Consider the following 24,925-nt stretch of genomic DNA (forward strand, 5'->3'; position numbering starts at 1 on the left):
AATCCCCTTACCAGAACAAGTCCATACCAAAGGCCGCCAATGCTCCGCCGGCAAATGCGCCGATGGTCACACACACCGGCGCGCCAGGGCCGCAGGCCAAACCGGCCAAGGCGCCCGAAGCCATGGCCCCGGCGATTCCCGCTCCGGTGACTGCAACCTCTCGGCCGATAGCCTTGGGCTTGTCTTCGGCGCTCATCACGTTATAGACCGAAATGGCGATCGACAGCACAATCAGGCCGCGCCCGAAGCGCGAAAGATTGCGCATATTGGCGGTCACCCGAGGGTTGGATTTGCCCGCGGACTTGACGATTTCGGCATACACCGCATTCTGCTGCGGCGCCGACAGACGGTTGAACTGAGCATTCGGCCCGTGCAACTGCGTAGTCTTGCGCGCCACCAATTCATTGAGGGTCTTGCCCTCACGCTTCAACTGCTCGGCCATGGCCCGACCTACCGGCGTGCTGCGCCCGCGAATCACTTCCATGATGGTGTTGCGGGTTTCCTGGGCCTGGGACGCGGCCTGGGCCCAGGTCAAACGACCGCTGGCGGCTTGTTGACGCAGGTCATCGGCCATCAGCTTGATTTGCTGGGCATAGGCCTGGCGCGCACTGGCATCAATATTCAAGTGGATGCCGACGTTAGCGACTTCGACCTCCAGGGTCTTGATCGCACTTTCAAAAACAGCTTGTTGACTCTGTTGTGGGTTGGTCATCGGGCGAGGCCTGCATTCATCCATGAGGGGAACCGATTATGCCGCTGGAGCCTGTAGGGCGAAAGCGCGATGGTCGTGAAGTATTAACTGGCGCATAACCGAGTTGCCCGCTCCGTGGTTTGCGTAGACCATGCCCTCACATTTCGTCACATCTTCAATATTCAGAGTTTTGTCATGACTGCCATCTCTTATCCACAGGCGCAGCGTTTCTCCCGCTCCGACTACAAAACCCTGGGCCTGGCTGCCCTGGGCGGCGCCCTGGAAATCTACGATTTTATCATTTTCGTGTTTTTCGCCCTGACCCTGAGTCAACTGTTCTTTCCCCCGGAAATGCCCGAATGGCTGCGCCTGCTGCAAAGCTTCGGCATCTTCGTCACCGGCTACCTGGCGCGGCCCCTGGGAGGAATCCTGATGGCGCACTTCGCCGATCACCTGGGACGCAAGCGAGTGTTCAGCCTGAGCATCCTGATGATGGCGCTGCCGTGCCTGCTGATCGGCATCATGCCCACCTACGCGCAAATCGGCTATTTCGCGCCGTTGATACTGCTGGTGCTGCGGGTGCTTCAAGGTGCCGCGGTGGGCGGTGAAGTACCGAGCGCCTGGGTGTTCGTCGCCGAGCACGCACCGGCCAATCACCGTGGTTATGCCCTGGGATTCCTGCAGGCCGGCCTGACCTTCGGCTACCTGCTCGGCGCACTGACGGCAACATTGCTGGCGCAAGTATTCACCCCGGCCGAGATACTTGACTACGCTTGGCGTTTTCCGTTTCTGTTGGGCGGTGTGTTTGGCGTGATCGGCGTCTGGCTACGGCGCTGGCTTAGCGAAACCCCCGTGTTCCTGGCGATGCAGGCCCGTCGCAAGACGGATACGGAAATGCCCCTGCGCACCGTTTTGCGTGAACACCGCCACGCGCTGCTGCCGGCGATGATCCTCACCTGCGTGCTGACCTCGGCGGTGGTCGTGCTGGTGGTCATCACCCCGACCATGATGCAGAAAACCTTCGGCATGACCCCAAGCCACACCTTCGCCCTGAGCAGTCTGGGCATCGTCTTCCTGAACATTGGCTGCGTCCTTGCCGGCCTGTTGGTGGACCGCATCGGCGCCTGGCGCGCAGTGCTGGTCTACAGCCTGCTGCTGCCGATGGGGATTGCCGTGCTCTACGCCAGTTTGATCGCGGGTGGCGTCTGGCTCGGCGCGGCTTACGCTATCGCCGGCTTGAGTTGCGGCGTGGTAGGCGCGGTGCCGTCGGTGATGGTCAGCCTGTTTCCGGCGCCGATTCGCGTCTCGGGGATCTCCTTCACCTACAACATTGCCTACGCCCTGTGGGGCAGTACTACACCGCTGATGTTGATCGCGTTGATGCCCACTCGTCCGTGGATATGCGTAGGGTATTGCGTGGTGATGGGGGCAGTGGGGGCGGTGAGTGCGGCGCACTTCGGCAAGCGCCACATCTTGGCGGGATGATCGTTACGTCAGAAAGTGCCACGCCCAGGTCACTGAACCAGAGCGTCCGTATGCTGTTTTGGTGCAATCAGCGGCTAGTCACGCGCCTCCAATACATAGCCCACACCGCGTAGGGTGTGGATCAGCTTGTGATCGAACGGGTCATCGATCTTCGCCCTTAGGCGGCGGATCGACACTTCCACCACGTTGGTATCACAATCAAAATTCATGTCCCAGACGAACGAGATGATCTGCGTGCGCGACAGCACCACGCCGGTCTGACGCATCAGCAAGTGCAGCAAGGCGAATTCCTTGGTGGTCAGGTCGATGCGCCGGGTGCCACGAAACGCTCGGTGGCGCCCCTGGTCCAGTTCCAGGTCAGCCACCCGCAGCACGTCCGGTATGGGTGCTTGGGCACTGCGGCGCATCAGGGTGCGCACCCTGGCCAGTAGTTCGGGAAACTCAAAGGGCTTGATCAGGTAGTCGTCGGCGCCCAGTTCCAGGCCTTTGACCTTGTCGGCCAGGCGGCCCTGGGCGGTGAGCATCATGATCCGTGTGTTACTGGTCTGGCGGATGCATTGCAACACCTCCCAACCATCCATATGCGGCAGGTTCACATCCAGGATCACCAGGTCATAGGCATGTTGCCGAGCCAGGTGCAAACCGTCGGCACCGGTGGCCGCACAATCGACGATATAGCCACTTTCACTGAGGCCCTGATGTAAATAATCAGACGTCTTGGGTTCGTCTTCGATAACCAGAATGCGCATGGGCAGAGTTCCTCGGAGCAATAGAGAGGATTAAGTGAGTGGGGCGGATGAGTGCGAAGTTGTATGGGAGTTATGTTGGATAAGTAAGTTTATGTTGCGAGTTTTAATGGCTGTGAGCTTAAAGCAAATGCCCGAGGCAGAGCGGTTGATAACGGATTTGTAATGTCCTGGCCACCCCTCTGATAAGGAGTGGAAGTTACATTGCCCCTGCTTGGATTGATTAGCTATTTCATGGGTGTGGAACTTTCGTTATGCCAACTCGCATTAGAAAATCACTGTGGACAGTGGGCGCCTTGTTCGCTGTTTTGTTATTGGGGACGGCGACGCTTCAAGAAGCCAAGGCCCAAACTTTGACTCTTGACTCGGCCCTGCAAACCGCCTTCGACAACAATCCGGACTTGGCCGCCGCTCAATGGGAAATCGACATTGCCCAGGGTGGTCGGCAACAGGCCGGGTTGATCCCAAACCCGGTGGCATCCTGGGATGCCGAGGACACTCGCCGTAACTCGCGCACCACCACCGTCAAACTGACCCAAACCCTGGAGTTGGGCGGCAAGCGCGGCGCGCGAATCGATGTTGCTTCCCGTGGTCAGGACGCGGCAGCTCTGGAATTGGAGCAGAGACGCAATGGGTTGCGGGCCGAGGTCATCGAAGGATTCTATGGCGCACTCCGCGCCCAGGAGCGTCTGGATCTGGCGCAGCGCTCGCTGACCCTTGCCGAGCGCGGCCTGGTGGTCGCCAATGGCCGGGTCACGGCGGGCAAGTCGTCACCGGTGGAAGCCACCCGCGCCCAGGTGCAACTCTCGGAAATTCGCCTGGAGCGCAGCCGCGCCGAAATGGGCCTCACCGATGCCTATCGCCGCCTGGCCGCCACTACTGGCACGGCCAGCACGGCCTTCCAGTCCGTTGCCTCGTCAGCCCTGACCGCACCGACAATCCCGCCCCCCACGCAATTGCTGGCGCGTCTGGAGCAAACCGCTGAGTTGCGCCTGGCCGAGTTGCAGATCCTGCTGCGTGAGTCGGCCCTGGGCCTGGAAAAAGCCCAGCGCATTCCCGACCTTGACGTCTCGATCGGCAGCCAATACGACGCCGGCGCTCGCGAGCGGGTCAATGTGGTCGGCGTCTCGATGCCGATCCCGCTGTTCAATCGCAACCAGGGCAACGTGCTCGCCGCCAGCCGACGCGCCGATCAAGCCCGCGACTTGCGCAATGCCGCCGAGTTGCGGTTGCGCACTGAAACCCGTCAGGCCCTGGACCTGTGGGCGACCGCCAACAGTGAAGTCCAGTCGTTCAACCAAGTGATCCTTCCAGCCGCCCAGAGCGCGGTGGACAGCGCCACCCGTGGCTTTGAAATGGGCAAGTTCAACTTCCTTGACGTGCTCGACGCCCAGCGCACCTTGATTGCCGCCCGTACCCAATACCTCGCCTCTGTCGCCCAAGCCACCGAAGCCTGGGTGCGGATCGAGCGGATTTACGGCGACATCGCCCAGATTTGATATTTCAGGAGCATCCCATGAACAAGAAACAAGGCATTGCTTTGGCCGTTGCGGTGGCCGTCGCGCTAGGACTGGTGATGGTGTGGCCTGCCACCAGCGTTGCGGTCAAGGAACCGACTGCAGCCGTTGAAGCACCCGAAGAGGAGGGCAAGCTGGAACTCAATGACCAGCAAATTCAGGCCGCCGGCATTCAACTCGCCCAGGCTCAGCCCCGGCAGATCAGTACCCTGTTGTCGTTACCGGGAGAAGTGCGTTTCGATGAAGACCGCACCTCCCACATCGTCCCTCGTGCTGCGGGCGTGGTGGAGTCAGTCAAGGTCAACCTTGGCCAGTCGGTAAAGAAGGGCGAGTTGCTGGCAGTGATCGCCAGCCAGCAGATTTCCGATCAGCGCAGCGAGCTGGCGGCCAGCGAACGCCGGGTCGAACTGGCCCGCACTACCTTCCAGCGTGAGCGCCAGTTGTGGCAAGACAAGATCTCCGCCGAACAGGATTACCTGCTGGCGCGCCAAGTCTTGCAAGAGGCCGAAATAGCCCTGAACAACGCCCGGCAAAAGATGAATGCCTTGAGCGGCAGCACCGTTTTGGCTGGCGGTAATCGCTATGAATTGCGTGCGCCTTTCGACGGCGTGGTAGTGGAAAAACACCTCGGTGTTGGCGAGGTGGTGAGCGAGACCAGCAATGCCTTCACCCTGTCGGACCTGTCCCAGGTCTGGGTCACCTTCGGCGTATTCCCCAAAGACCTGAACAAGGTCCGGGTCGGCAAGCCGGTGAAGGTCAGCTCCACGGAACTGGACACTGAAGTGATGGGCACGGTGGCTTATGTCGGCAATTTGCTGGGGGAACAGACCCGCACCGCAACGGTTCGGGTGACCGTGCCAAACCCTGATGACACCTGGCGTCCAGGGCTGTTTGTCGCCGTGCAAGTGGCAACCGACACCTACCAGGCCAACGTCACTGTCCCGCAGGAAGCCATCCAGACCGTCGAGGACAAACCCTCGGTGTTCGTACGCACCAGCGATGGTTTCATGACCCACCATATCGAGCTGGGTGTCAGCGAAAACGGCTTTGTCGAAGTCCGCCAGGGCCTCGACGCCGGGGCGCAGGTGGCCACCGTTGGCAGCTTCATCCTCAAGTCCGAGCTGGGTAAGGGCTCGGCCGAGCACGCCCATTGATCCTGCGAGTGATTTCTCATGTTTGAGCGTCTTATCCAATTTGCCATCGAGCAGCGCATCATGGTGATGCTGGCGGTGCTGTTGATGGCCGGTATCGGTATTGCCAACTATCAGAAGCTACCCATCGACGCTGTACCGGACATCACCAACGTCCAGGTGCAGATCAACTCGGCGGCGGCCGGTTTTTCACCGCTGGAAACCGAACAGCGCATCACCTTTCCCATCGAAACCGCCATGGCCGGTTTGCCGGGGTTGCAGCAGACACGCTCGCTGTCCCGCTCCGGCTTGTCCCAGGTGACGGTGATCTTCAAGGACGGCACCGACCTGTTCTTCGCAAGGCAACTGGTCAACGAACGCTTGCAGGTGGCCCGCGAACAATTACCGGATGGCATCGAAACGGCGATGGGGCCGATTTCCTCCGGCCTTGGGGAAATTTTCCTGTGGACCGTGGAGGCACAAGACGGCGCGCGCAAAGAGGACGGCTCAGCCTACACGCCGACGGATCTGCGGGTGATTCAGGATTGGATCATCAAGCCGCAATTGCGCAACGTGCCGGGCGTGGCCGAGATCAACACCATCGGCGGCTTCGCCAAGGAATACCAGATAGCGCCAGACCCCAAGCGCCTGGCGGCCTACAACTTGACCTTGAGCGACCTGGTCACAGCCCTTGAACGCAACAACGCCAACGTCGGGGCCGGTTACATCGAGCGCAGTGGCGAGCAGTTGCTGATTCGCGCGCCGGGGCAAGTGGCGTCCATCGACGACATCGCCAACATCGTCATCAATACCGTCGACGGCACGCCGATTCGCGTGCGCAACGTCGCCCAGGTCGAAATTGGCCGTGAGTTGCGGACCGGCGCCGCGACGGAAAACGGTCGTGAAGTAGTGCTCGGCACCGTATTCATGTTGATCGGTGAAAACAGCCGCACCGTTTCCCAGGCCGTGGCGAAAAAACTTGAAGAGATCAACCGCTCGCTGCCCGACGGCGTGGTCGCAGTCACTGTCTACGACCGCACCAACCTGGTGGAAAAAGCCATCGCCACCGTGAAGAAAAACCTCTTCGAAGGTGCGCTGCTGGTGATCGTGGTTCTGTTCCTGTTCCTGGGCAATATCCGCGCCGCGCTGATCACCGCGATGGTGATTCCCCTGGCCATGTTGTTCACCTTCACCGGGATGTTCACCAACAAGGTCAGCGCCAACCTGATGAGCCTCGGCGCATTGGATTTCGGGATTATTGTCGACGGCGCGGTGGTGATCGTCGAGAACGCTATCCGCCGCTTGGCCCACGCTCAGCAGCGACACGGGCGATTGTTGACCCGCAGCGAGCGCCTGCATGAAGTGTTCGCGGCGGCCAAGGAAGCACGGCGTGCGCTGATCTTCGGGCAACTGATCATCATGGTGGTGTACCTGCCGATCTTCGCCCTGACCGGGGTGGCTGGGAAGATGTTCCATCCCATGGCCTTTACGGTAGTGATCGCACTGTTGGGGGCGATGATTCTCTCGGTGACCTTCGTGCCAGCGGCCATTGCGCTGTTCGTCACCGGCAAGGTCAAGGAAGACGAAAACTGGGTGATGCGCACCGCGCGTCGGGGTTATGCGCCGGTGCTGGATTGGGTGATGGCGCACCGGCCCTTGGCTTTCGGCCTGGCGCTGTTGACCCTTGCGGTGACCGGCGTGGTGGGCAGCCGCATGGGCAGCGAATTTATCCCCAGCCTCAGCGAAGGCGACTTCGCTCAACAGGCCTTGCGCGTGCCGGGCACCAGCCTCACGCAATCGGTGCAAATGCAGCAGCAGCTTGAACGAACGCTGATGGCCCAGGTACCGGAGATCGAGCGAGTGTTTGCCCGCACTGGCACGGCGGAAATTGCTTCTGACCCGATGCCGCCGAATATTTCCGACAGCTACGTGATGCTCAAGCCGAAAAACCTGTGGCCCGATCCGAAGAAGTCCCGCGAAGACCTTATCGCTGATATCCAACGCGCCAGTGCGATTGTGCCGGGCAGCCAGTACGAATTGTCGCAACCGATCCAGCTGCGTTTCAACGAGCTGATTTCCGGGGTACGCAGTGATGTGGCGGTGAAGGTGTTTGGTGACGACATGGCGGTGCTGAACAAGACCGCCGGGGACATCGCCGAGACGTTGCAGAAACTCAACGGCGCCTCGGAAGTGAAGGTGGAACAAACCTCCGGCTTGCCAGTGCTGACCATCAATATCGACCGCGACAAGGCGGCGCGATTTGGCCTGAATGTCGGCGATGTACAGGACACCATTGCCGTCGCTGTGGGTGGGCGCCAGGCCGGCACGCTGTACGAAGGCGACCGCCGTTTTGACATGGTTGTGCGCTTGTCCGACGCCTTGCGCACCGATATCGACGGGTTGTCGCGGCTGTTGATCCCGATTCCTGCGTTGGCCAGTAATGCGCAAGGTCAGTTGGGCTTTATCGCCTTGTCGCAAGTTGCCAACCTGGACCTGGTGCTTGGCCCGAACCAGATCAGCCGCGAGAACGGCAAGCGCCTGGTGATCGTCAGCGCCAACGTGCGTGGGCGTGACATTGGCTCATTTGTTGAGGAGGCCGAAGCCGCCCTCGCCAGTCAGGTAAAAGTCCCGGCCGGTTACTGGACCACCTGGGGCGGCCAGTTCGAACAGCTCAAGGAAGCCTCCGAACGCTTGAAAATCGTGGTGCCGGTGGCGCTGCTGCTGGTGTTCGGGCTGTTGTTCATGATGTTCAACAACCTCAAGGATGGGTTGCTGGTATTCACCGGAATTCCCTTCGCGCTGACCGGTGGGATCATGGCGCTGTGGCTGCGGGATATTCCGCTGTCAATCTCGGCGGGGGTGGGTTTTATTGCGTTGTCGGGGGTGGCGGTGCTCAACGGGCTGGTGATGATCGCCTTCATCCGTAATCTGCGGGAGGAGGGGCGCTCATTGTCGGTGGCGATCAACGAAGGTGCCTTGACCCGATTGCGTCCGGTGTTGATGACGGCGCTGGTAGCCTCGCTGGGCTTTATCCCCATGGCGCTGGCCACCGGCACCGGCGCCGAAGTTCAGCGCCCGCTGGCGACGGTGGTGATCGGCGGGATCATCTCCTCGACCATCCTCACCTTGCTGGTATTGCCAGCGCTGTACCACTGGGCGCACCGGCGTGAAGAGTATGAAGACCTGAACACCCCCTTGATGCCTGGCAAATAACTTGTGGTGATCCGACAAGCCCGCTAGCCACAGGGAAACACCAGCCGAAACAGCGTGGCGCTGCCCGGCAGGCTGCTGACTTCGGCCTGCCCCTGATGCAGGTTCATGATCGAGCGCACGATGGCCAGACCCAGGCCGGTACCGCCTTCGGCCCGGGCGCGGCTGCTGTCGACGCGGTAAAAGCGTTCGAACAGGTGCGGCAAATGTTGCGCTGCAATCCCCGCGCCCGGGTTGCTCACCGACAGCGACACACCTTGGTCGTGGGACTCCACCTGCAGGGAAACGCTGGCGGTCAGCGGGCTGTGGCGGATGGCATTGGACAACAGGTTGGAAATGGCCCGCTGAATCATCAGGCGATCGCCATGAACCCAGGCGTTGCCGGACAGGCTCAGGGTCAACTGCTTGTCTTCGGCACTCAAGGCAAACAGTTCCATGACCCGGCGCGCTTCATCCCCCAGGGACACTACTTCAAACGAGGCGCGTGCCGCAGGATGGCTGACCTGGGCGAGAAACAGCATGTCGCAAACAATCCGCGCCAGCCGCTCCAGCTCCTCGGTGCTGGATTCCAGCACCGACTTGTACTCCTCTGGCGCACGCACACGGGACAACGTCACCTGGGCCTTGCCCATCAGGTTGGTGAGGGGCGCGCGCAGCTCATGGGCCAGGTCATCGGAGAATTGCGATAACTGCTGCACACCGGCGTCCAGGCGATGGAGCATGAAGTTGATGCCCTGGGCCAGTTCGCCCAGCTCCTTGGGCAGGTTGTCCACCGCCAGCCGATGGGTCAGGTCCTGGGTGGTGACCTTGGCGGCGACGCGGCTGAACTGCTGCAGCGGTGCCAATCCCCGTTGCACCAGCCACCAGGCGCCGATGCCGATCAGCATCAACAGCAGCGGCAGGGCGATCACCGTGGAACGCAGGTAGGCGCTGAGCAACGCCAGGTCATCCGAACGATCCAGGGACAAGAGCACCCGCACGCTCTCGCCCGTGTGCAAACGCATCAGGCTGGAGGCGCTGAGAATCTGATTGCCGCGGCTGTCGGTCCAGTTCAGGTAGCCCAGGGTTTGACTGGCGGCAAAGTCGGTCAGCAAGGGTTCCTGTGACTTGGCGCCGACGCTGAGCAGTACGGCGGCGTCGGGGCCGATGATGGTCAGGTAAAAATTATCGTGGCCCATCACCAGGTCCAGCAGCGAATGGGGGCGGTCGCTGATGTCGCGGGTGTTGAGGTCCTGGGCCAGGCTGTGCTGGATTTGCTCCATCTTGTTTTCCAGGCCTTTGCGCGCCAGTTTTTCCTGTTCATGGGTGAGCGCCAGGTACGCCAGGGTCGCCAGCAGTAACACCAGACCCGCGCCCATCAGGCTGACGGTCAGCCCCAGGCGCATCGACAGGCTGCCGGTCCTCATTGGCGCGCCTCCAATACGTAGCCGACACCGCGAATGGTATGGATCAGCTTGACCTCACTCTGGTCATCGACCTTGGCCCGCAGGCGGCTGATGGACACTTCCACTACATTGGTGTCGCAATCGAAGTTCATGTCCCAGACCAGGGAAATGATCTGTGTGCGGGTCAGCACTTCACCACTCTGGCGCATCAGTACCTGCAGCAGCGCGAACTCCTTGGTGGTCAGGTCGATCCGTCGCGTGCCCCGGTAGGCGCGATGGCGGCGCGGGTCGAGTTCAAGGTCCGATACCCGGAATACTTCCGGCAGTACAATCGGCTCGCTACGCCGCAACAGGGAGCGCACGCGGGCCAGCAATTCGGGAAACTCAAAGGGCTTGACCAAGTAATCATCGGCGCCCATGTCCAGGCCTTTGATCTTGTCGGTCAGCCGGCCGCGAGCGGTGAGCATCATGACCCGCAGGGTGTTGTCGCGGCGCAATTGCTCAAGCACTTCCCAGCCATCTTTTTCCGGCAGGTTGACGTCGAGAATGACTAGCTCATAGGCGTGTTGCCCTGCCAGATGAAGACCATCAACACCGGTGGACGCACAGTCGACGACATAACCACTTTCGGTCAGGCCCTGGTGCAGGTAGTCGGCGGTTTTTTGCTCGTCCTCAACCACAAGGATACGCATGAGAATTTACCTTTTACTGATGAACGAATAGGCGGCAGGGGCTACGATTTCATAAAGGTCGTAGTCCAGAATGTAGGGGAAGTTTGAAGTCTGAAGTAGCTATAGGGTCAAGGCGCGTCTCTTTTCTAACCCTTTGTTTTTGTTGGGGGGCGACGATTAGTTGCGAGGTTTGTACGCGCAAAAAAAACGCCCCATGGGGGCGCTAAAAATTCATCTCTTTCCAAAGGAGCTACACAAAAGCTTCAGAGATGAATGTGCTCGGTGTGCGCAGGTCAGATGTCCTCTTGGGAAGGTGTCTCTGCAGACGCGGAAGATTGCTGGGCCACGGCTTGCGAGCCGTGGATCTGCTGCTGTTGCTGACGAAACTCAGTCAGAAACTGTCGGGCCCGGTCGCTGCCGTCATCGGCCAGTGCAGCGGTGGATGTGGCGCTCAGCAAACTGAGCAATAGAAAATAGAGCGGTTTCATTAACTCTCTCCCAATAAGGCCCGTGCCATTAGTTGAAATAAACGCTCGGCTTGGCGATGCAGGCAGTATAAGAAGCTCAACTTAACGAGAAGGTGAGGGCGATATTACAGTTCTGAAAGCATTCAATTTGTGAAGAAGTGCTAGTGAACGGCAAGTGAATGTAAGTACTTGCCGTTTCTGTTGTTTAGAGGATGGCCAACGGGTATTCAATAATCAGCCGAAATTCCTCCAGGTCCGATTCAAAGGCACTTGAGCGAACTGTCGCCTGGCGAAGCCGCAGCGACAGATCTTTCAAATTTCCGCCTTGCACCACGTACTTGGCCTCGATATCGCGCTCCCAGCGGCGTTGGTTGGTGAGTGGGTCACCCGCGCCATCGCGGCGCATGTACACCGCGTTGGCGTTGCTGTAGTCAGCGCCGGTGCCTTTGCCGTAGCGGGTCATGAACGACAGGCCGGGAATGCCGAAGGTCTGCATGTCCAGGTCGTAGCGCACCATCCATGAGCGTTCCTTGGGTGAGTTGAAGTCGCTGTACTGGATCGAGTTGTCGAGGAAGATCGAGTCCGACTGGCGCAAGTAATCGAAGTCGTCATCGCCGTTGTTGCGCTGGTGCGACAGGGCCAGGCGATGCGCGCCAACCTTCACGCCGAGCCGGGCGCTCCAGATGTTGTTATCGAACTCGCCCAACAGCTTTTTGCCCTCGTCCACCGCCTTGTAGTAATTAAAACCACCAAACACCGACACCTCGTCGGTCAGTGGGTAGCTGGCGGCGGTGCCGAAGTAATACTGATCCCAGGCATCTTTCAGGCGGCTGCTGTAAAGGCTCAGGCTCACATGCTTGTTCAGCTGATAATCGCCGCCGAAATAACCGACCCAGGGCGAATCCACATTGCCTGCATAAAACGTCGCGAAGCCGTCGCGCATACCGCTGGCGGCGGGTTGGCTCATGGCATGCAGGCGCCCGCCTTGCAGGTTCAAGCCTTCCAGACTGGTGTTTTCCAGGGTGACGCCGCGAAAGCTTTCCGGCAACAAACGCGAGTCACCGTAGTGCACCACTGGCGTTTGCGGGAACACATCACCGACCTTGATCACGGTATCCAGCAGGCGCATTTTCGCCGCGCCGCCGAGTTTGCTGTAGCCATCTTCGGGGCGGTTGTCGCTGTCCACCGGCAGCACGCCGAACGACCCCTTGCCACCGCTGCGCCCGGTGCCCGAGTCCAGTTTCAAGCCGTACATCGCAAAGGCATCCAGGCCAAAACCTACGCTGCCCTGAGTGAATCCCGACTCGAACTTGCCGATCAGCCCTTGCGCCCAGGCCTCTGAATAGCCATTGCCGGTGGGGCTGGACTGGCCTTTGCGGTCATCACGATTGAAGTAAAAGTTGCGAGCCAGCACGTTCAAGGTACTGCCATCGATAAAACCTTCGGGTTTATCTTCCACGGCCACGCTCGCCAGCGGCGTACATCCGGCCAATGCGGCGATTATTGTAAGGGTACGTTTGCGGTTAGTGCACATGTAGCGCTCCTCGGTATTGGCAGCTATTAGCTTTTTGGGTCGCCAGGGGCGTTCTTGTTGGAGTTGTTCTCTGATAAAGAGAGCCAGGCTCATAGTTGCAAACACAAGATAACGAAGAGGTGGCGTGAGGATTACAATTCTGCCAGTTCAGCGGGATATAACGGATATGTAATCTTTCGGTGAATAATCTGACAGGGTGCATTAGTTACCCTTGGCTCTGAACTTTCAACTATCTGAAATCAGACGAGGACACTGTCATGAACCGTTTAACACTCGCCATGGGCGTATTGGCTTTATCGCTGTCGATGGGCGCAATGGCCGAAGGCGGTGGTGATCGCACCTTTGGTCAACTGATGGAACAGAACCAGAAAGCCATGGCTGTGTATGCCGCCAGCAAGGGCAAGCCGGCGCCCCAGGTGCAGGCCTATCGGTATGGCATGAAGCTGGACATCGCCAGGGTGGTTAGCGTCACGCCACCGATTCGCGCTTGCAAGACCGTGCCCTCGCGCATGACTTATGAGGACTCCAACGGCACCCTCAACACTCTTGAATATCAGGTGATGGGTTTGTGCCGTAACAACGGTAGCTGACCTGAGTGCTTGTCGTAGTGTTGGATTGTGCGTGGATTTCAAAGTGCAGCATGTCGAACCACTGCCCATGGAACAGAAAACTTTTGCGTGAGTGGCCGTACTGAGTGAAGCCGCTGCGTTCCAGCACCCGCAGGGAACCTGGGTTTTCCGGGCGCACCGTGGCTTCGATGCGTAGCAGGGCGTGCTCCTCAAAGGCTTTTTTCAAGCCTAGCCCCACGGCTTGCCGGGCGAGGCCGCGCCCGGTGTGGTCGGCGCCCATGCGGTAACCCAGGGACGCCGAATGGAAGTACCGGCGCCGGACCTGGGTAAAGTTGATCCGTCCCACCAGAACCCCGTTCTCGCGCACCAGATACTGATAGGCACGGTCTTCATTGGCTTCCAGCAGGGCAGTCTCGATTGCCCGGGTTACGCCGTCGACGCTGTAGTAAGTGTCGGGTCTGGCGTTGACCCAGCTTTCGAAGTACGCCCGATTCCCCAGCTCGAAGGCCAGCACTTCGTTCACGTCATCCCACTGCGGGGGCGTCAATGTCAGGTTCATCCTTGTAAAGCCTCGCGGTCGCTGTAACGAACGTTATCTTCATCTCACAACCCAGCGTGTGGATTCAAGTTTCAGGTGGCTGGGCATGAAGCTTTAAACCTACCATCGCGCGCGGCCTCAGCGCCCGAGCATCTTCACCCAGCGCGACGGCGGCAACCCGAAGGTGCTGCGAAATTGCCGGGTCATATGGCTTTGGTCGGTGAAACCTGCGGTCAGCGCGGCGTCGACCATCGACTGGCCCTGCACGAGCAGGCTGCGCACCAGGTCCAGGCGGCGCATGGTCAGGTAGCGATAGGGACTGGTGCCGAACAGCAGGCGAAAATCGCGCGACAATGCCCAGCGATCCCGGCCGCTGTGTTCGGCCATTTCATCCAAAGTGATGGTGCGGCCCAGGGCGCTGTGGATAAATTCCCGGGCACGTTCGGCGGCGCAGTAATCGAAGGTCTTGCGACGGGTGCTGATGCCCGATGCGTTATTCAGGGCATGGGCCAGGTCGAACAGTGCGTCCTGTTCCTGCAACGGATCAATCGGGCAATCCAGGTTTTGCAGCAGCACTTCGCTGGCCCGGTACAACCACGGGTCGCTGGACAGGCCATTGTGGATAAACGGCAACGGCTTGCCGCCGAGGATCTGCTGGATCAGCGCCGGCTGGACATAGATCATCCGGTACTTGAAACCTTGCGCGCTGCCGGCATAACCGTCGTGGACTTCATCGGGGTGCAAGACCATGGTCCCGCCCGGCAGGCTGTGACTCTGGGCCCCGCGATAGTGAAAGCTCTGTACGCCAAACAGGGTGCGGCCGATGGCGTAGGTGTCGTGGCGATGGGGGTCGTAGCCAAACCCGGCAAAATACGCCTCGATGCGCTCCAGCCCACTGGCGTGGGGGGCGCGGTGCAGCCAGTCGATGTTGGATTGGGCCATGGCAGAGTGACTTGTCACACAGGAATGTAAACACGTTAACCCAGTGTGAATCAGCTGTCTGCTGGGGTCTTGAACGATCGTGCACGCAGTGGGCAGCGGGTCTCTGATCCGTGTTCGTGCACCGACCTGGCGCAACCCTTACTACTCGCTGAGATCAGCGCGTGGGAAAAAGTGCCACAGCCCCTTTAAGTTGATGCAAGCCTGGTGTTAAGTAGCGTGACTTTTCAGAACACGTTCAACGCGAGGCCAGTCATGAGCAAGTTGCGGGTAGGTATTATTTTTGGTGGGCGTTCGGCCGAGCACGAGGTGTCGTTGCAGTCGGCACGTAACATCGTCGATGCCCTGGACCGTTCGCGTTTCGAGCCGGTGCTGATTGGCATCGACAAGGCCGGCCACTGGCACCTCAATGACACCTCCGATTTTCTGATCAACCAGGAAAACCCTGCGTTGATCGCCCTCAACCAGTCCAACCGCGAGTTGGCCGTGGTGCCAGGCAAGGCCAGCCAGCAATTGGTGGAAACCTCCAGCCAGGCCTTGCTGGAACACGTCGACGTAATCTTCCCCATCGTCCACGGCACCCTTGGCGAAGATGGTTGCCTGCAAGGCCTGCTGCGCATGGCGGACTTGCCGTTTGTCGGCTCTGACGTATTGGGTTCGGCGGTGTGCATGGACAAGGACATCAGCAAGCGCCTGCTGCGCGATGCCGGGATTGCGGTGACGCCGTTTATCACTCTCAACCGTGGCAACGCCGCCCGTACCTCGTTCCAGCAGGCGCAGCACAAACTCGGTTTGCCGATGTTCGTCAAACCGGCGAACCAGGGCTCTTCGGTGGGCGTGAGCAAAGTCGGCAACGAAGCCGAGTACCACGCCGGCGTTGAACTGGCCCTGGGGTTTGATGAAAAAGTGCTGGTGGAATCGGCGGTCAAAGGCCGGGAAATCGAATGTGCCGTGCTGGGCAATGACAACCCCATCGCCAGCGGCTGCGGCGAGATTGTGGTGCGTGACGGGTTCTATTCCTACGACAGCAAATACATCGACGACCAGGCCGCCCAAGTGGTGGTGCCAGCGGCTATCAGCGTTGAGGTCAGCGAGCGTATTCGTGCCCTGGCCATCGAAGCGTTTGAAACCCTGGGTTGCGCCGGACTGGCGCGGGTCGACGTATTCCTCACGGACGACGGTGAGGTGCTGATCAACGAAATCAACTCACTGCCCGGCTTCACCCGCATCAGCATGTACCCCAAGCTGTGGCAGGCCGCTGGCATGAGCTATAGCGAACTGGTCAGCCGCTTGATCGAGCTGGCGCTGGAGCGGCATGCAGGGCGCAAGGGCTTGAAGATCAGTCGTTAACGCTGTTGCCAAGTAACGTCATCAGGCGTTACTGAGGACCTCGCGGAATACGTCCGGCCTGATGGCTGCAATGTGCAGCAACGAACGCGCTGCGCCGGACGGTGAGCGGCGACCTTGTTCCCACTCTTGAAGAGTGCGTACGGAAACACCCAGCAGTTCGGCGAATTGGGGTTGCGACAGCCCCGTCTTGCTACGCGCCTCAGCAGCTTGAGTGACTTCAACGTGATGAACCTGACCATGACGTCCTGCCTTGACGTCAACAATGGCAGCCAGTAGCTCCTCGCCGATATTACGCTTGGCGTCACGTTCCTTCAGTTGTTTCTCAGTGAGCGGCATAGTTCATTTCCTTCGCGATTTTGTACAGGATGTGCGCTGGAATATTTTCAGTGGCACCTTTGCCATAGATCAGTAAGACAACCAGCGCGCCACAAGCTAACTGTGTTGTGTAGATGATTCGTACTGAGCCGCTCTTGCCTCGGCCCTCCAGGCTCCAGCGCACTTTTCGACAACCACCCAAGCCCGGAACAACTGTCCCGGCATCAGGATGGCTGGCCAGAAAACCCATGAAAATACCCCGTTCCTCCTCGGTCCAGTAATCGGGCCAGAGTTTGCTGAATAGCGCAGATTCAATGATCGTTAACACGCAAATGCTACGTCCTTGACGTAGCCTCTAACAAGAAGTGACGGGCCAGAAAATGTCAGGAGAAGAGCGGGCGCTCAAGTGGCTTTTCATCGCAAAAAATGACAGGGCATGCTGTATAGAGAAGGCCGCGATCTACGGGATCAATCGCAGCCCCAAAATTTTTAATCCCCCAGCGCCTCCCCCTCACGCCGCGGATCTGCTCCACCACTCCACGACACCTTGCCCTGGGCATCCAGCACCCGAACGATGGCCTGGGTGCCGCTGGTCATGTCGATTTCGCTGAGGGCGTGGCCCTTGTCCTTGAGCGCCTGTTTCAACTGCGGGCTGAACAGTCCTTGCTCTAGCTCGGTCGCGCCGTTGCGGCTGCCAAAGTTGGGCAGGCTGATGGCGGCTTGCGGGTCCAGGTTCCAGTCGAGCATGGCTACCAGGGATTTGCTGACGTATTCGATAATCTGCGAACCGCCTGGGGAGCCGACGGTAGCCAGCAGTTCGCCGCTTTGGCGGTCGAATACCAGGGTCGGTGCCATGGAGGAGCGTGGGCGCTTGCCCGGCTCGATTCGGTTGGCGACCGGCTTGCCGTTTTCCTCGGGAATAAAGGAAAAGTCCGTCATCTGGTTGTTGAGCAAAAAGCCCTGAACCATGACGTGGGAGCCAAAGGCCGCCTCGACGGTGGTGGTCATCGACACGGCGCCGCCTTGATCGTCCACGGCCACTACCTGGGACGTGGAGATGCGCAGCGGCGAGCGATCCGGCGCGTATGCCACCTCAACTCCAGCAGGCTTGCCGGGTTGGGCAATCCCCATGCTGCGATCACTGATCAAGGCGGCGCGGCTGGCCAGATAGTCGGGGGCCACAAGCCCGGCGGTCGGTACCGGAACGAAGTCGTTGTCGGCTACGTACAGGGCGCGGTCGGCATAGGCCAGGCGATCGGCCTCGGCGATCAGGTGGACGGCTTCCGGGACCGGCTCCAGGCCTGCCACTGTTGCCGTCTTCACCGGTTTCAAGGGGGCCAGCGCCAAACGTGGATCGCGGGCTTCCAATGCCTGCAAGGTGCCAAGGATTTGCGCAATGGCAATCCCGCCCGAAGACGGTGGTGGCATGCCGCAGACTTGCCAGCGTTTGTAGTCGGTGCACAACGGCGCGCGCTCCTTGGCGCTGTAGCCTTTGAGATCGTCCAGCGACAGGCTGCCGGCGTTGCTATTACCCTGGACCTTGCGGGTGATTTCTTCGGCAATTGGGCCGTGGTAAAGAGCGTCCGGTCCTTCCTTGGCAATGCGTTTGAAGACGTTGGCCAAGGCTGGGTTTTTCAGCAGCGTGCCAGTGGCTTTTGGCGTGCCATCGGTGTTGAGGAAGTAGGCGGCCATGTCCGGTGATTGGTTGATGTACCGGTCGGCGGCAATCAGGCTGTGCAGGCGCGGGGAAATCGGGAAGCCTTTTTCGGACAAGTTAATGGCCGGCTCAAACAACGTGGCCCACGGCAGGCGACCGGTCCTTTTGTGCGCCATCTCCAGCGCGCGCAACACACCGGGTGTGGCGACTGAACGGCCACCAATCTGCGCCTGAGGAAACGCCATCGGCGTACCGTCGGCCTTCAGGAACAAGCGCTCGGTGGTGCCGGCCGGCGCAGTTTCGCGACCGTCGTAGGCGCGTACCTGTTTACCGTCCCACAGCATGATAAAAGCGCCGCCGCCGATCCCGGAGGATTGCGGTTCCACCAGGGTGAGCACCGCTTGCATGGCAATTGCCGCATCAATGGCCGAGCCACCCTTGCGCAGGATTTCCCGCCCGGCTTCGGCTGCCAACGGGTTAGCCGCTGCAGCCATATGGCGCTCGGCGTGACGCACGCTCATATCGGTGCGATAGCCCGAACCCAACTCGGGGGCAGGCGGCAACTCAGGCGTGGTGGCACTGTGGCAAGCGGCGAGGGTGAGAGCGGCGGCTATCAACGAGAGGGTGGTAAGCCGGCGATGATGAAAAATCGAAAACACGCGATGAACTCCGTTCATTTTGAGAATGATCTGTTGTCCCTGGGGTAACGCTCTACAGGTAAATCGTGCCTTGCATATACAGCACGGCCTTGCCGGAAATAATCACCCGCTGGCCCTGCAATTCGCAGCTCAACTGGCCGCGGCGCTTGCCGCCCTGCTCAGCGTGCAGCCGCGTCTTGCCCAGGCGCTCGGCCCAGAACGGCGCCAACGATGTGTGCGCGGAACCGGTGACTGGGTCTTCATTGACGCCGACATTGGGCCCGAACCAGCGGGAAATGAAATCAAAGCGTGTGCTCTTGGCCGTCACCGCGATGCCGCGTTTTGGCAGCCCCTTGAGCCGCGCGAAATCCGGGGTGAGGGCGGCGACCAGCGCCTCGTCTTCCACCAGCACGATGTAGTCATCGGTGGCGTACACCTCGGCGCTCTCAATCCCCAGGGCGCTCAACATTCCGGTGGGCGGTTCGCAGGCAGCCGGAGTCTTGGCCGGAAAATCCATCGCCAGCTCATCGCCAATGCGGGTCACTCGAAGCTCACCGCTGCGAGTGGCAAACCGCAGGACCTCTGGCGCACCCGCCAACGCATGAATCAACACCCAGGCGGTAGCCAGCGTGGCGTGGCCGCACAGGTCCACTTCCACCTCCGGGGTAAACCAGCGCAGCTCATACACCTCGCCCCGAGGCACGAAAAAGGCGGTTTCGGACAGGTTGTTCTCAGCGGCGATGTCCTGCAGTTGGTTGTCGGGCAGCCATTCGGTAAGCGGGCAGACTGCAGCCGGGTTGCCACCAAAAGGGTGGTCGCTAAAGGCGTCGACTTGGTAGATGTCCAGTTTCACCGGGGCGCTCCGTCTGTTTGGGGAGGTCGGACACTAGCAGTGGGGGAGGGCGAGCGTCAAAATCCGAGAGGTAGTTGTTCGGTGCAACTTAAATTCATATAGTTGCCTTGCACAACTAAATGCCCTGTTCAGATGAGGTGGCCCCTGTGAATGCTTTCCAACCGGATCTCATTGATCAAATCCGTTCGGCATCCCGACTCATGGTTCGAGAGCTGGGTTTCATGCAGCCCAGGTTGGCAGAGACTCACTACCCACCTTCATCGGTGCATACGATTGTAGAGATTGGCGAGCGTGGATCACTGACCGCGGGTGCGCTGGTAGCACTGCTGGGATTGGAAAAGTCTTCAGTGAGCCGGATGGTGCGCAAGCTGATCGAGGCGGGCGAAATCGAAGAGTTTGCCAACGCTGGCGATGCGCGCTCGAAACTGCTGCGCCTCACAGCCCAAGGTACGAAAACCCTGCGGGAGATTGAGACGTTTGCCCGGCGTCAGGTGGGTGATGCGCTGGGGCTTTTGTCCAGTGAACAACAGCAAGCCGTGAGTCAGGGCATCGAACACTATGCGCACGCTTTGCGGGTGCATCGATTGGGTGCCGAGCCGTCTGCACAACAGCGTTTCAGTATCGTTCGAGGCTACCGGCCAGGCGTGATCGGGCGGATTACGCAAATGCATGCCGATTACTATTCCAGGCACGCCGAATTCGGCCAGCCCTTTGAAAGCCTGGTGGCATCGGACATGGCGCAGTTGATGGGGCGCTTGTCCAACCCTCGCAACGAGGTGTGGAGCGTATTGGACGCTGAGCGGATTGTCGGCTCGATTGCCATCGACGCTGAGGGCGAAAAGGGCGAGGCGATACTGCGCTGCTTTATTCTTGACCCATCGGCTCAAGGCCAGGGATTGGGTAAACGCTTGTTGAACGAGGCACTTACCTTTTGCGATGAGCAGCGGTTCCCCGTCGTGCGGCTTTGGACGTTCAAGGGGCTTGATGTCGCGCGCAAGCTCTATGAAGACGCTGGCTTTATTCTGGAATCGGAACAGGAAGGGCAGCAGTGGGGCGCGCTGGTGATTGAGCAGTGTTTTGTAAGGCTGCGGTAATGCAGGGGTAGGGCTTTTCTCCATGCATAAAAAAACGGCCTACCTTTCGGTAAGCCGTTTTTAGTACTTGGTGGTACACAGACATTTGAACTGGGTATGTAACTCTTTCAATGTTGGGTGGCGGAGCCGTGGGAGCGATTCAGCTTTATTGTGATCCGCCCAGAGCCTGTCCAGAATCCGTCTGGGGTCTGTCTTGGGTGTGAGACGGCAAAGCCCGGCTCTTTGACGGCCACCGCATGAAGTAAGCCTCAGACGCCCACCCGGCACCGGTTTCGTCTCATGCCTGTCTTACATTCCGACGAAGGGTGGACAACGTACCTAAAGCAGAACAAAGAGCCGTCGATAGACCTTTGTGGTTTATCACCTAGGTAAACGCAATCTGCAGCTCTGGAGTATTAAATGTTTGGTTGGATCAGCAATATCCGTGTCAGCGCCAAACTCGGGCTTGGATTCGGCTTGGTATTAGGACTGACTTTTCTCCTTGCGCTAACTGGCTGGACAGCAATCAATGTTCTTGCTGAGCGCGGCGTCAAAGTACAGGGCATCGCTCGTGTCAGCGAGATGACCAAGGACCTGCGAATTCATCGCTTGCAGATGGAGCTCAACCCTAAGGGGGACAGTGCCCGGATGATCCTCCAGACGCTCGACGAACTGGCTGGGTATTTGAATACTGCTCGTGTCCAACTGACCGTGCCCAGCGATGCGGCGCTGATTGACCAGCAGATAGCCGCGGTCAAGGTGTATCGCGATGCCCAGGGCGCCTTAAGCCAGGCGGGAGCCGATCTGGCTCCGGTGTTCGCCCGAATAGGTGTGCAAGGCGATATCCTGCTCAATACCACCCAGCAGTTGATAGCGTCGCAATCCGCCAAGCGCGATGCCGATTCGTCTTTTGCTAAAACCTTGCTTGCTAGCATCGCTGCGCTGGCGTTGCTGCTCGGTGCCGTCGCGGCCTGGATCATTACCCGGCAAATTGTTACACCGTTGCAGCATGTCCTAAAGGACGTCGATCGTATTGCCTCCGGCGATTTGAGTCAGGATATGGAGGTCAATCGCCGCGATGAGGTAGGGCAATTGCAGAGAGGCCTGCAACAGATGACCACCAGCCTGCGCGAACTGATTGGCGGTATTGGCGCTAGTGTCATCCAGATTTCTAGCGCTGCCGAAGAGTTGTCAGCCGTCACCGAGCAGACCAGTGCTGGTGTGAACAGCCAAAGAGTCGAAACCGATCAAGTTGCTACTGCCATGAACCAAATGACCTCCACCGTGCAAGAGGTAGTGCGTAATGCTGAAGAAGCCTCTGACGCCGCGGCCGCCGCAGATCAGCAGGCTCGCGAAGGTGACAAAGTTGTTGGCGAGGCCGTGGCTCAAATCGAACGTCTAGCTATCGAAGTCGGCAACTCCACCGTAGCTATGAGTAATCTCAGAGAGGAAAGCAGCAAAATCGGCGGCGTGCTCGATGTTATTAAGGCGGTCGCCCAACAAACCAACCTACTCGCTCTCAATGCCGCCATTGAGGCCGCGCGAGCTGGTGAAGCTGGAAGAGGTTTTGCGGTAGTTGCCGATGAAGTTCGTAGCTTGGCGCAGCGTACCCAGCAATCCACCGAAGAAATTGAAAAGCTGATCTCCAGCTTGCAAAACGGCACTCAAGAGGTGTCCGCCGTTATGGAGAACAGTCGTATATTGACTGATAGCAGTGTTGAATTAACTCGTCGTGCAGGAACATCTCTGGAAAATATCACCCGCACGGTGTCTACAATCCAGTTGATGAATCAGCAGATTGCCTCAGCCGCTGAACAGCAGAGCGCAGTGGCTGAAGAGATCAACCGTAGCGTGCTGAGCGTGCGTGATATCTCTGAACAAACCGCTGGCGCTAGTAATGAGACAGCCGCCTCAAGTATCGAGTTGGCACGCTTAGGCCAGGAGCTTGACGTTTTGGTTAAGCGCTTTCGATTATAGGGCTGATCTAAAGCGCAGCCCAATCAGTTAGCCGGTAGACGGATAGATTGAAGCTGACGTTTGCCGAACACCTGGAAGACGTGACGCTCCAGGGCGCCGATGATTCGCTTCGCGGTGCCCGCATCCCAGTTGGTGAGGCGTGAGGCGTGCCACTCTCGTGCCAGTGGCTCGAATGTCTCGCCGGCGATATCCCTTTCCGCTTCCGTCCAGCTCGCGATACTCCTTGGCATCAGGCTCCAGGCCGGCCAATGCGGTATCGGAAAGGGGGTGGCGTTTTATCTCGGATCGCTTCATTTGGGCTTGTATCCCCTCGGTTCAATTATTTATCGAGGATGCACAGGGGGATACACGGCGGGAGGGTATAGGGGGAGGCCGCGCGAGATAGCCAGAAACAAGAAAGCCCGCACGAGGCGGGCTTCTTGAGGTGATTCATAGACTGCTGTAGACATCTATGGATCGGTACTTGGTGGCTACACAGGGACTTGAACCCCGGACCCCAGCATTATGAATGCTATGCTCTAACCAACTGAGCTATGTAGCCAAGTGGCGCGCATTATTCGCGGAGAACGGGAATGCGTCAAGCCTTTTTGTTGAAATTTTATCTACGCTATCAACTGTTTATCGAAAATCGCCGGGTAAGGTGACGAGTGGCGGGGCCTTGGTCGTTCCTGTGCCAGCGCGCAAGGGCAGGCAATCCGAAGACAAGCCAGCGAACCCACACGGCATAAAGCCGAAAGTTTCTCTAGGAAACGTCCCGCAAAATACAGCGATTTTCCGTGCTGGCTTTTTACAAGCCGTGGCGGCAGTACTAACTCATCAACTCGTTAGCACCCTAAGGGGATGGCAATCCGGCAGCGAAAAGTGGCACATTGTCGCACCTGCACCTGTGCATCCATCTGTTGTACGGAAACCTTCTTCATGGCTCTGAGCAATTCCCAGCCTACAGTGGCTACGGCGCCTGCCGCCGGGCAATCCAGCCCATTGGTCATGCCTGTCATCGGCGCGGTGGCGCTGGCGCATTTGATCAATGACTTGATCCAGGCGGTGTTGCCGTCGATCTATCCAATGCTTAAGGCCAGTTATGGCCTGACGTTCACCCAGGTCGGGCTGATTACCCTGACGTTCCAGCTCACCGCGTCGCTGTTGCAGCCGTGGGTGGGGTATTACACCGATCGCCATCCCAAGCCGTTCCTGTTGCCATGCGGAATGGTGTGCACCTTGATCGGGATTCTGATGATGTCCCAGGTCGGCAGTTTCCCGATGATCCTCGTTGCCGCGGCGATGATCGGTGTTGGCTCCTCTACGTTTCACCCGGAAGCTTCCCGTGTGGCGCGCCTGGCTTCGGGCGGGCGCTATGGCCTGGCGCAGTCGACGTTCCAGGTCGGTGGTAATGCCGGTTCCGCCTTTGGCCCGTTGCTGGCGGCGGCGATCATCATTCCGTTCGGCCAGGGCAATGTGGCCTGGTTTGGCTTGTTCGCGGTATTTGCGCTGGGTGTGCTGTATGCCATCAGTCGCTGGTACCGCAACCATTTGAACCTGTTCAAGCTTAAGCAAGGCCAGGCGGCGACCCACGGCTTGTCCAGGGGGCGCGTACTGAGCGCACTGGTGGTGTTGGGGCTGCTGGTGTTTTCCAAGTACTTCTACATGTCCAGTATCACCAGCTACTTCACCTTCTACCTGATCGAGAAGTTCGACTTGTCGGTGGCCAGTTCCCAGTTGCACCTGTTCCTGTTTCTCGGTGCGGTGGCGGCGGGGACGTTTTTCGGCGGGCCGATTGGCGACAAGATCGGCCGCAAGGCGGTGATCTGGTTCTCGATCCTGGGCGTTGCGCCATTCACCTTGCTATTGCCCCATGTCGACCTGTTCTGGACCAGCGTGCTCAGTGTGGTGATCGGCTTTATTCTGGCGTCGGCGTTCTCGGCGATTGTGGTTTACGCACAGGAGCTGGTGCCGGGGAACGTGGGGATGATCGCCGGAGTGTTCTTCGGTTTGATGTTCGGTTTTGGCGGGATTGGTGCGGCGCTGCTGGGGCACCTGGCTGACATTCACGGCATTGAGTACGTGTACACGTTGTGCTCGTTCTTGCCATTGTTGGGGGTGTTGGCGATTCTATTGCCGCGCGCGAAACAGGCGTGATACCTGAGTCTTGACCCAGGGGGGTATCGCTCCGTCCCTGGGCG

Annotated in this window: 21 protein-coding genes, 1 tRNA gene and 1 pseudogene; 9 read left to right on the forward strand and 14 right to left on the reverse strand. The window is 59.2% G+C overall.

What is annotated here, in order from left to right:
• Nucleotides 1–7: 7 nt before the first annotated feature.
• Nucleotides 8–712 carry a hypothetical protein gene (locus tag ACZRJ6_RS09525; protein WP_463967944.1) on the reverse strand — a complete coding sequence of 235 codons (705 nt, stop codon included), beginning with the start codon at nt 710–712 and terminating at the stop codon, nt 8–10.
• Nucleotides 713–886: 174 nt separating this feature from the next.
• On the opposite strand from ACZRJ6_RS09525, the gene ACZRJ6_RS09530 reads away from it, so the two are divergent.
• Nucleotides 887–2,176 carry an MFS transporter gene (locus ACZRJ6_RS09530; RefSeq protein WP_463967945.1) on the forward strand — a complete coding sequence of 430 codons (1,290 nt, stop codon included), beginning with the start codon at nt 887–889 and terminating at the stop codon, nt 2,174–2,176.
• A 74-nt stretch (nt 2,177–2,250) separates the two neighbouring features.
• Here ACZRJ6_RS09530 and ACZRJ6_RS09535 read toward each other — a convergent pair whose 3' ends face one another.
• Nucleotides 2,251–2,925: a heavy metal response regulator transcription factor gene (locus ACZRJ6_RS09535; RefSeq protein WP_463967946.1), complete on the reverse strand. Its 675-nt coding sequence runs from the start codon at nt 2,923–2,925 to the stop codon at nt 2,251–2,253.
• Nucleotides 2,926–3,176: 251 nt separating this feature from the next.
• Between ACZRJ6_RS09535 and ACZRJ6_RS09540 the strand changes: the two genes are divergently transcribed.
• Genes ACZRJ6_RS09540 through ACZRJ6_RS09550 form a run of 3 tightly spaced genes read left to right on the forward strand, consistent with a single transcriptional unit; the run spans nt 3,177 to nt 8,782 of the window.
• The gene (locus tag ACZRJ6_RS09540; protein ID WP_463967947.1) at nt 3,177–4,421 is read left to right on the forward strand and encodes a TolC family protein; all 1,245 of its coding nucleotides are present in this window, start codon (nt 3,177–3,179) and stop codon (nt 4,419–4,421) included.
• A gap of 17 nt (nt 4,422–4,438) precedes the next feature.
• Entirely contained in the window at nt 4,439–5,593 is a 1,155-nt protein-coding gene (locus ACZRJ6_RS09545; protein ID WP_463967948.1) for an efflux RND transporter periplasmic adaptor subunit, read from the forward strand.
• A gap of 18 nt (nt 5,594–5,611) precedes the next feature.
• The gene (locus tag ACZRJ6_RS09550; RefSeq protein ID WP_463967949.1) at nt 5,612–8,782 is read left to right on the forward strand and encodes a CusA/CzcA family heavy metal efflux RND transporter; all 3,171 of its coding nucleotides are present in this window, start codon (nt 5,612–5,614) and stop codon (nt 8,780–8,782) included.
• Nucleotides 8,783–8,805: 23 nt separating this feature from the next.
• On the opposite strand, the gene ACZRJ6_RS09555 is transcribed toward ACZRJ6_RS09550, so the two are convergent.
• The 4 genes from ACZRJ6_RS09555 to ACZRJ6_RS09570 form a co-directional block, all read right to left on the reverse strand.
• Nucleotides 8,806–10,185, reverse strand: coding sequence for a heavy metal sensor histidine kinase (locus ACZRJ6_RS09555; RefSeq protein ID WP_463967950.1), 1,380 nt, complete (start codon nt 10,183–10,185; stop codon nt 8,806–8,808).
• Nucleotides 10,182–10,856, reverse strand: a complete 675-nt coding sequence (locus ACZRJ6_RS09560; RefSeq protein WP_463967951.1) for a heavy metal response regulator transcription factor — start codon at nt 10,854–10,856, stop codon at nt 10,182–10,184. Before ACZRJ6_RS09560 ends, ACZRJ6_RS09555 begins: the two co-directional genes overlap by 4 nt.
• 272 nt (nt 10,857–11,128) lie before the next feature.
• Nucleotides 11,129–11,323 carry a hypothetical protein gene (locus ACZRJ6_RS09565; protein WP_463967952.1) on the reverse strand — a complete coding sequence of 65 codons (195 nt, stop codon included), beginning with the start codon at nt 11,321–11,323 and terminating at the stop codon, nt 11,129–11,131.
• Nucleotides 11,324–11,507: 184 nt separating this feature from the next.
• The gene (locus tag ACZRJ6_RS09570) at nt 11,508–12,836 is read right to left on the reverse strand and encodes an OprD family porin (protein ID WP_463967953.1); all 1,329 of its coding nucleotides are present in this window, start codon (nt 12,834–12,836) and stop codon (nt 11,508–11,510) included.
• Between the two features lie 257 nt (nt 12,837–13,093).
• Between ACZRJ6_RS09570 and ACZRJ6_RS09575 the strand changes: the two genes are divergently transcribed.
• Nucleotides 13,094–13,426 (forward strand): DUF2790 domain-containing protein, encoded by a 333-nt coding sequence (locus ACZRJ6_RS09575; RefSeq protein WP_463967954.1) that lies wholly within the window; start codon nt 13,094–13,096, stop codon nt 13,424–13,426.
• On the opposite strand, the gene ACZRJ6_RS09580 is transcribed toward ACZRJ6_RS09575, so the two are convergent.
• Both ACZRJ6_RS09580 and ACZRJ6_RS09585 read right to left on the reverse strand, forming a co-directional pair.
• Complete coding sequence (locus ACZRJ6_RS09580; RefSeq protein ID WP_463967955.1) at nt 13,374–13,964, reverse strand: GNAT family N-acetyltransferase; 591 nt, start codon at nt 13,962–13,964, stop codon at nt 13,374–13,376. The two genes, ACZRJ6_RS09575 and ACZRJ6_RS09580, sit on opposite strands and share 53 nt — an antisense overlap.
• Nucleotides 13,965–14,081: 117 nt before the next feature.
• The gene (locus ACZRJ6_RS09585; RefSeq protein WP_463967956.1) at nt 14,082–14,885 is read right to left on the reverse strand and encodes an AraC family transcriptional regulator; all 804 of its coding nucleotides are present in this window, start codon (nt 14,883–14,885) and stop codon (nt 14,082–14,084) included.
• Between the two features lie 252 nt (nt 14,886–15,137).
• On the opposite strand from ACZRJ6_RS09585, the gene ddlA reads away from it, so the two are divergent.
• Nucleotides 15,138–16,232 (forward strand): D-alanine--D-alanine ligase, encoded by a 1,095-nt coding sequence (ddlA, locus tag ACZRJ6_RS09590; protein ID WP_463967957.1) that lies wholly within the window; start codon nt 15,138–15,140, stop codon nt 16,230–16,232.
• Nucleotides 16,233–16,253: 21 nt separating this feature from the next.
• Here the strand turns inward: ddlA and ACZRJ6_RS09595 are convergent, their stop codons facing one another.
• The 4 genes from ACZRJ6_RS09595 to ACZRJ6_RS09610 form a co-directional block, all read right to left on the reverse strand.
• The gene (locus ACZRJ6_RS09595) at nt 16,254–16,568 is read right to left on the reverse strand and encodes a helix-turn-helix domain-containing protein (RefSeq protein WP_463967958.1); all 315 of its coding nucleotides are present in this window, start codon (nt 16,566–16,568) and stop codon (nt 16,254–16,256) included.
• The gene (locus ACZRJ6_RS09600) at nt 16,555–16,875 is read right to left on the reverse strand and encodes a transcriptional regulator (protein ID WP_463967959.1); all 321 of its coding nucleotides are present in this window, start codon (nt 16,873–16,875) and stop codon (nt 16,555–16,557) included. Before ACZRJ6_RS09600 ends, ACZRJ6_RS09595 begins: the two co-directional genes overlap by 14 nt.
• Nucleotides 16,876–17,036: 161 nt before the next feature.
• Nucleotides 17,037–18,881: a gamma-glutamyltransferase gene (gene ggt, locus ACZRJ6_RS09605; RefSeq protein WP_463967960.1), complete on the reverse strand. Its 1,845-nt coding sequence runs from the start codon at nt 18,879–18,881 to the stop codon at nt 17,037–17,039.
• Between the two features lie 34 nt (nt 18,882–18,915).
• Entirely contained in the window at nt 18,916–19,695 is a 780-nt protein-coding gene (locus tag ACZRJ6_RS09610; protein WP_463967961.1) for a PhzF family phenazine biosynthesis protein, read from the reverse strand.
• Nucleotides 19,696–19,814: 119 nt separating this feature from the next.
• On the opposite strand from ACZRJ6_RS09610, the gene ACZRJ6_RS09615 reads away from it, so the two are divergent.
• Together ACZRJ6_RS09615 and ACZRJ6_RS09620 are read left to right on the forward strand one after the other, a co-directional pair.
• The gene (locus ACZRJ6_RS09615) at nt 19,815–20,789 is read left to right on the forward strand and encodes a bifunctional helix-turn-helix transcriptional regulator/GNAT family N-acetyltransferase (RefSeq protein WP_463967962.1); all 975 of its coding nucleotides are present in this window, start codon (nt 19,815–19,817) and stop codon (nt 20,787–20,789) included.
• Nucleotides 20,790–21,188: 399 nt separating this feature from the next.
• On the forward strand, nt 21,189–22,745 hold the full coding sequence (locus tag ACZRJ6_RS09620) for a methyl-accepting chemotaxis protein (RefSeq protein ID WP_463967963.1): 1,557 nt from the start codon (nt 21,189–21,191) through the stop codon (nt 22,743–22,745).
• 41 nt (nt 22,746–22,786) lie between these two features.
• Here the strand turns inward: ACZRJ6_RS09620 and ACZRJ6_RS09625 are convergent.
• Nucleotides 22,787–23,039: pseudogene (locus ACZRJ6_RS09625) on the reverse strand (phage integrase central domain-containing protein); the annotation flags it as partial.
• 170 nt (nt 23,040–23,209) lie between these two features.
• Nucleotides 23,210–23,286 (reverse strand) — tRNA-Met (locus ACZRJ6_RS09630).
• Between the two features lie 377 nt (nt 23,287–23,663).
• Between ACZRJ6_RS09630 and ACZRJ6_RS09635 the strand changes: the two genes are divergently transcribed.
• Entirely contained in the window at nt 23,664–24,881 is a 1,218-nt protein-coding gene (locus ACZRJ6_RS09635; RefSeq protein ID WP_463967964.1) for an MFS transporter, read from the forward strand.
• Nucleotides 24,882–24,925: the final 44 nt, after the last annotated feature.

The sequence above is a fragment of the Pseudomonas sp. C321 genome, from assembly GCF_055407105.1.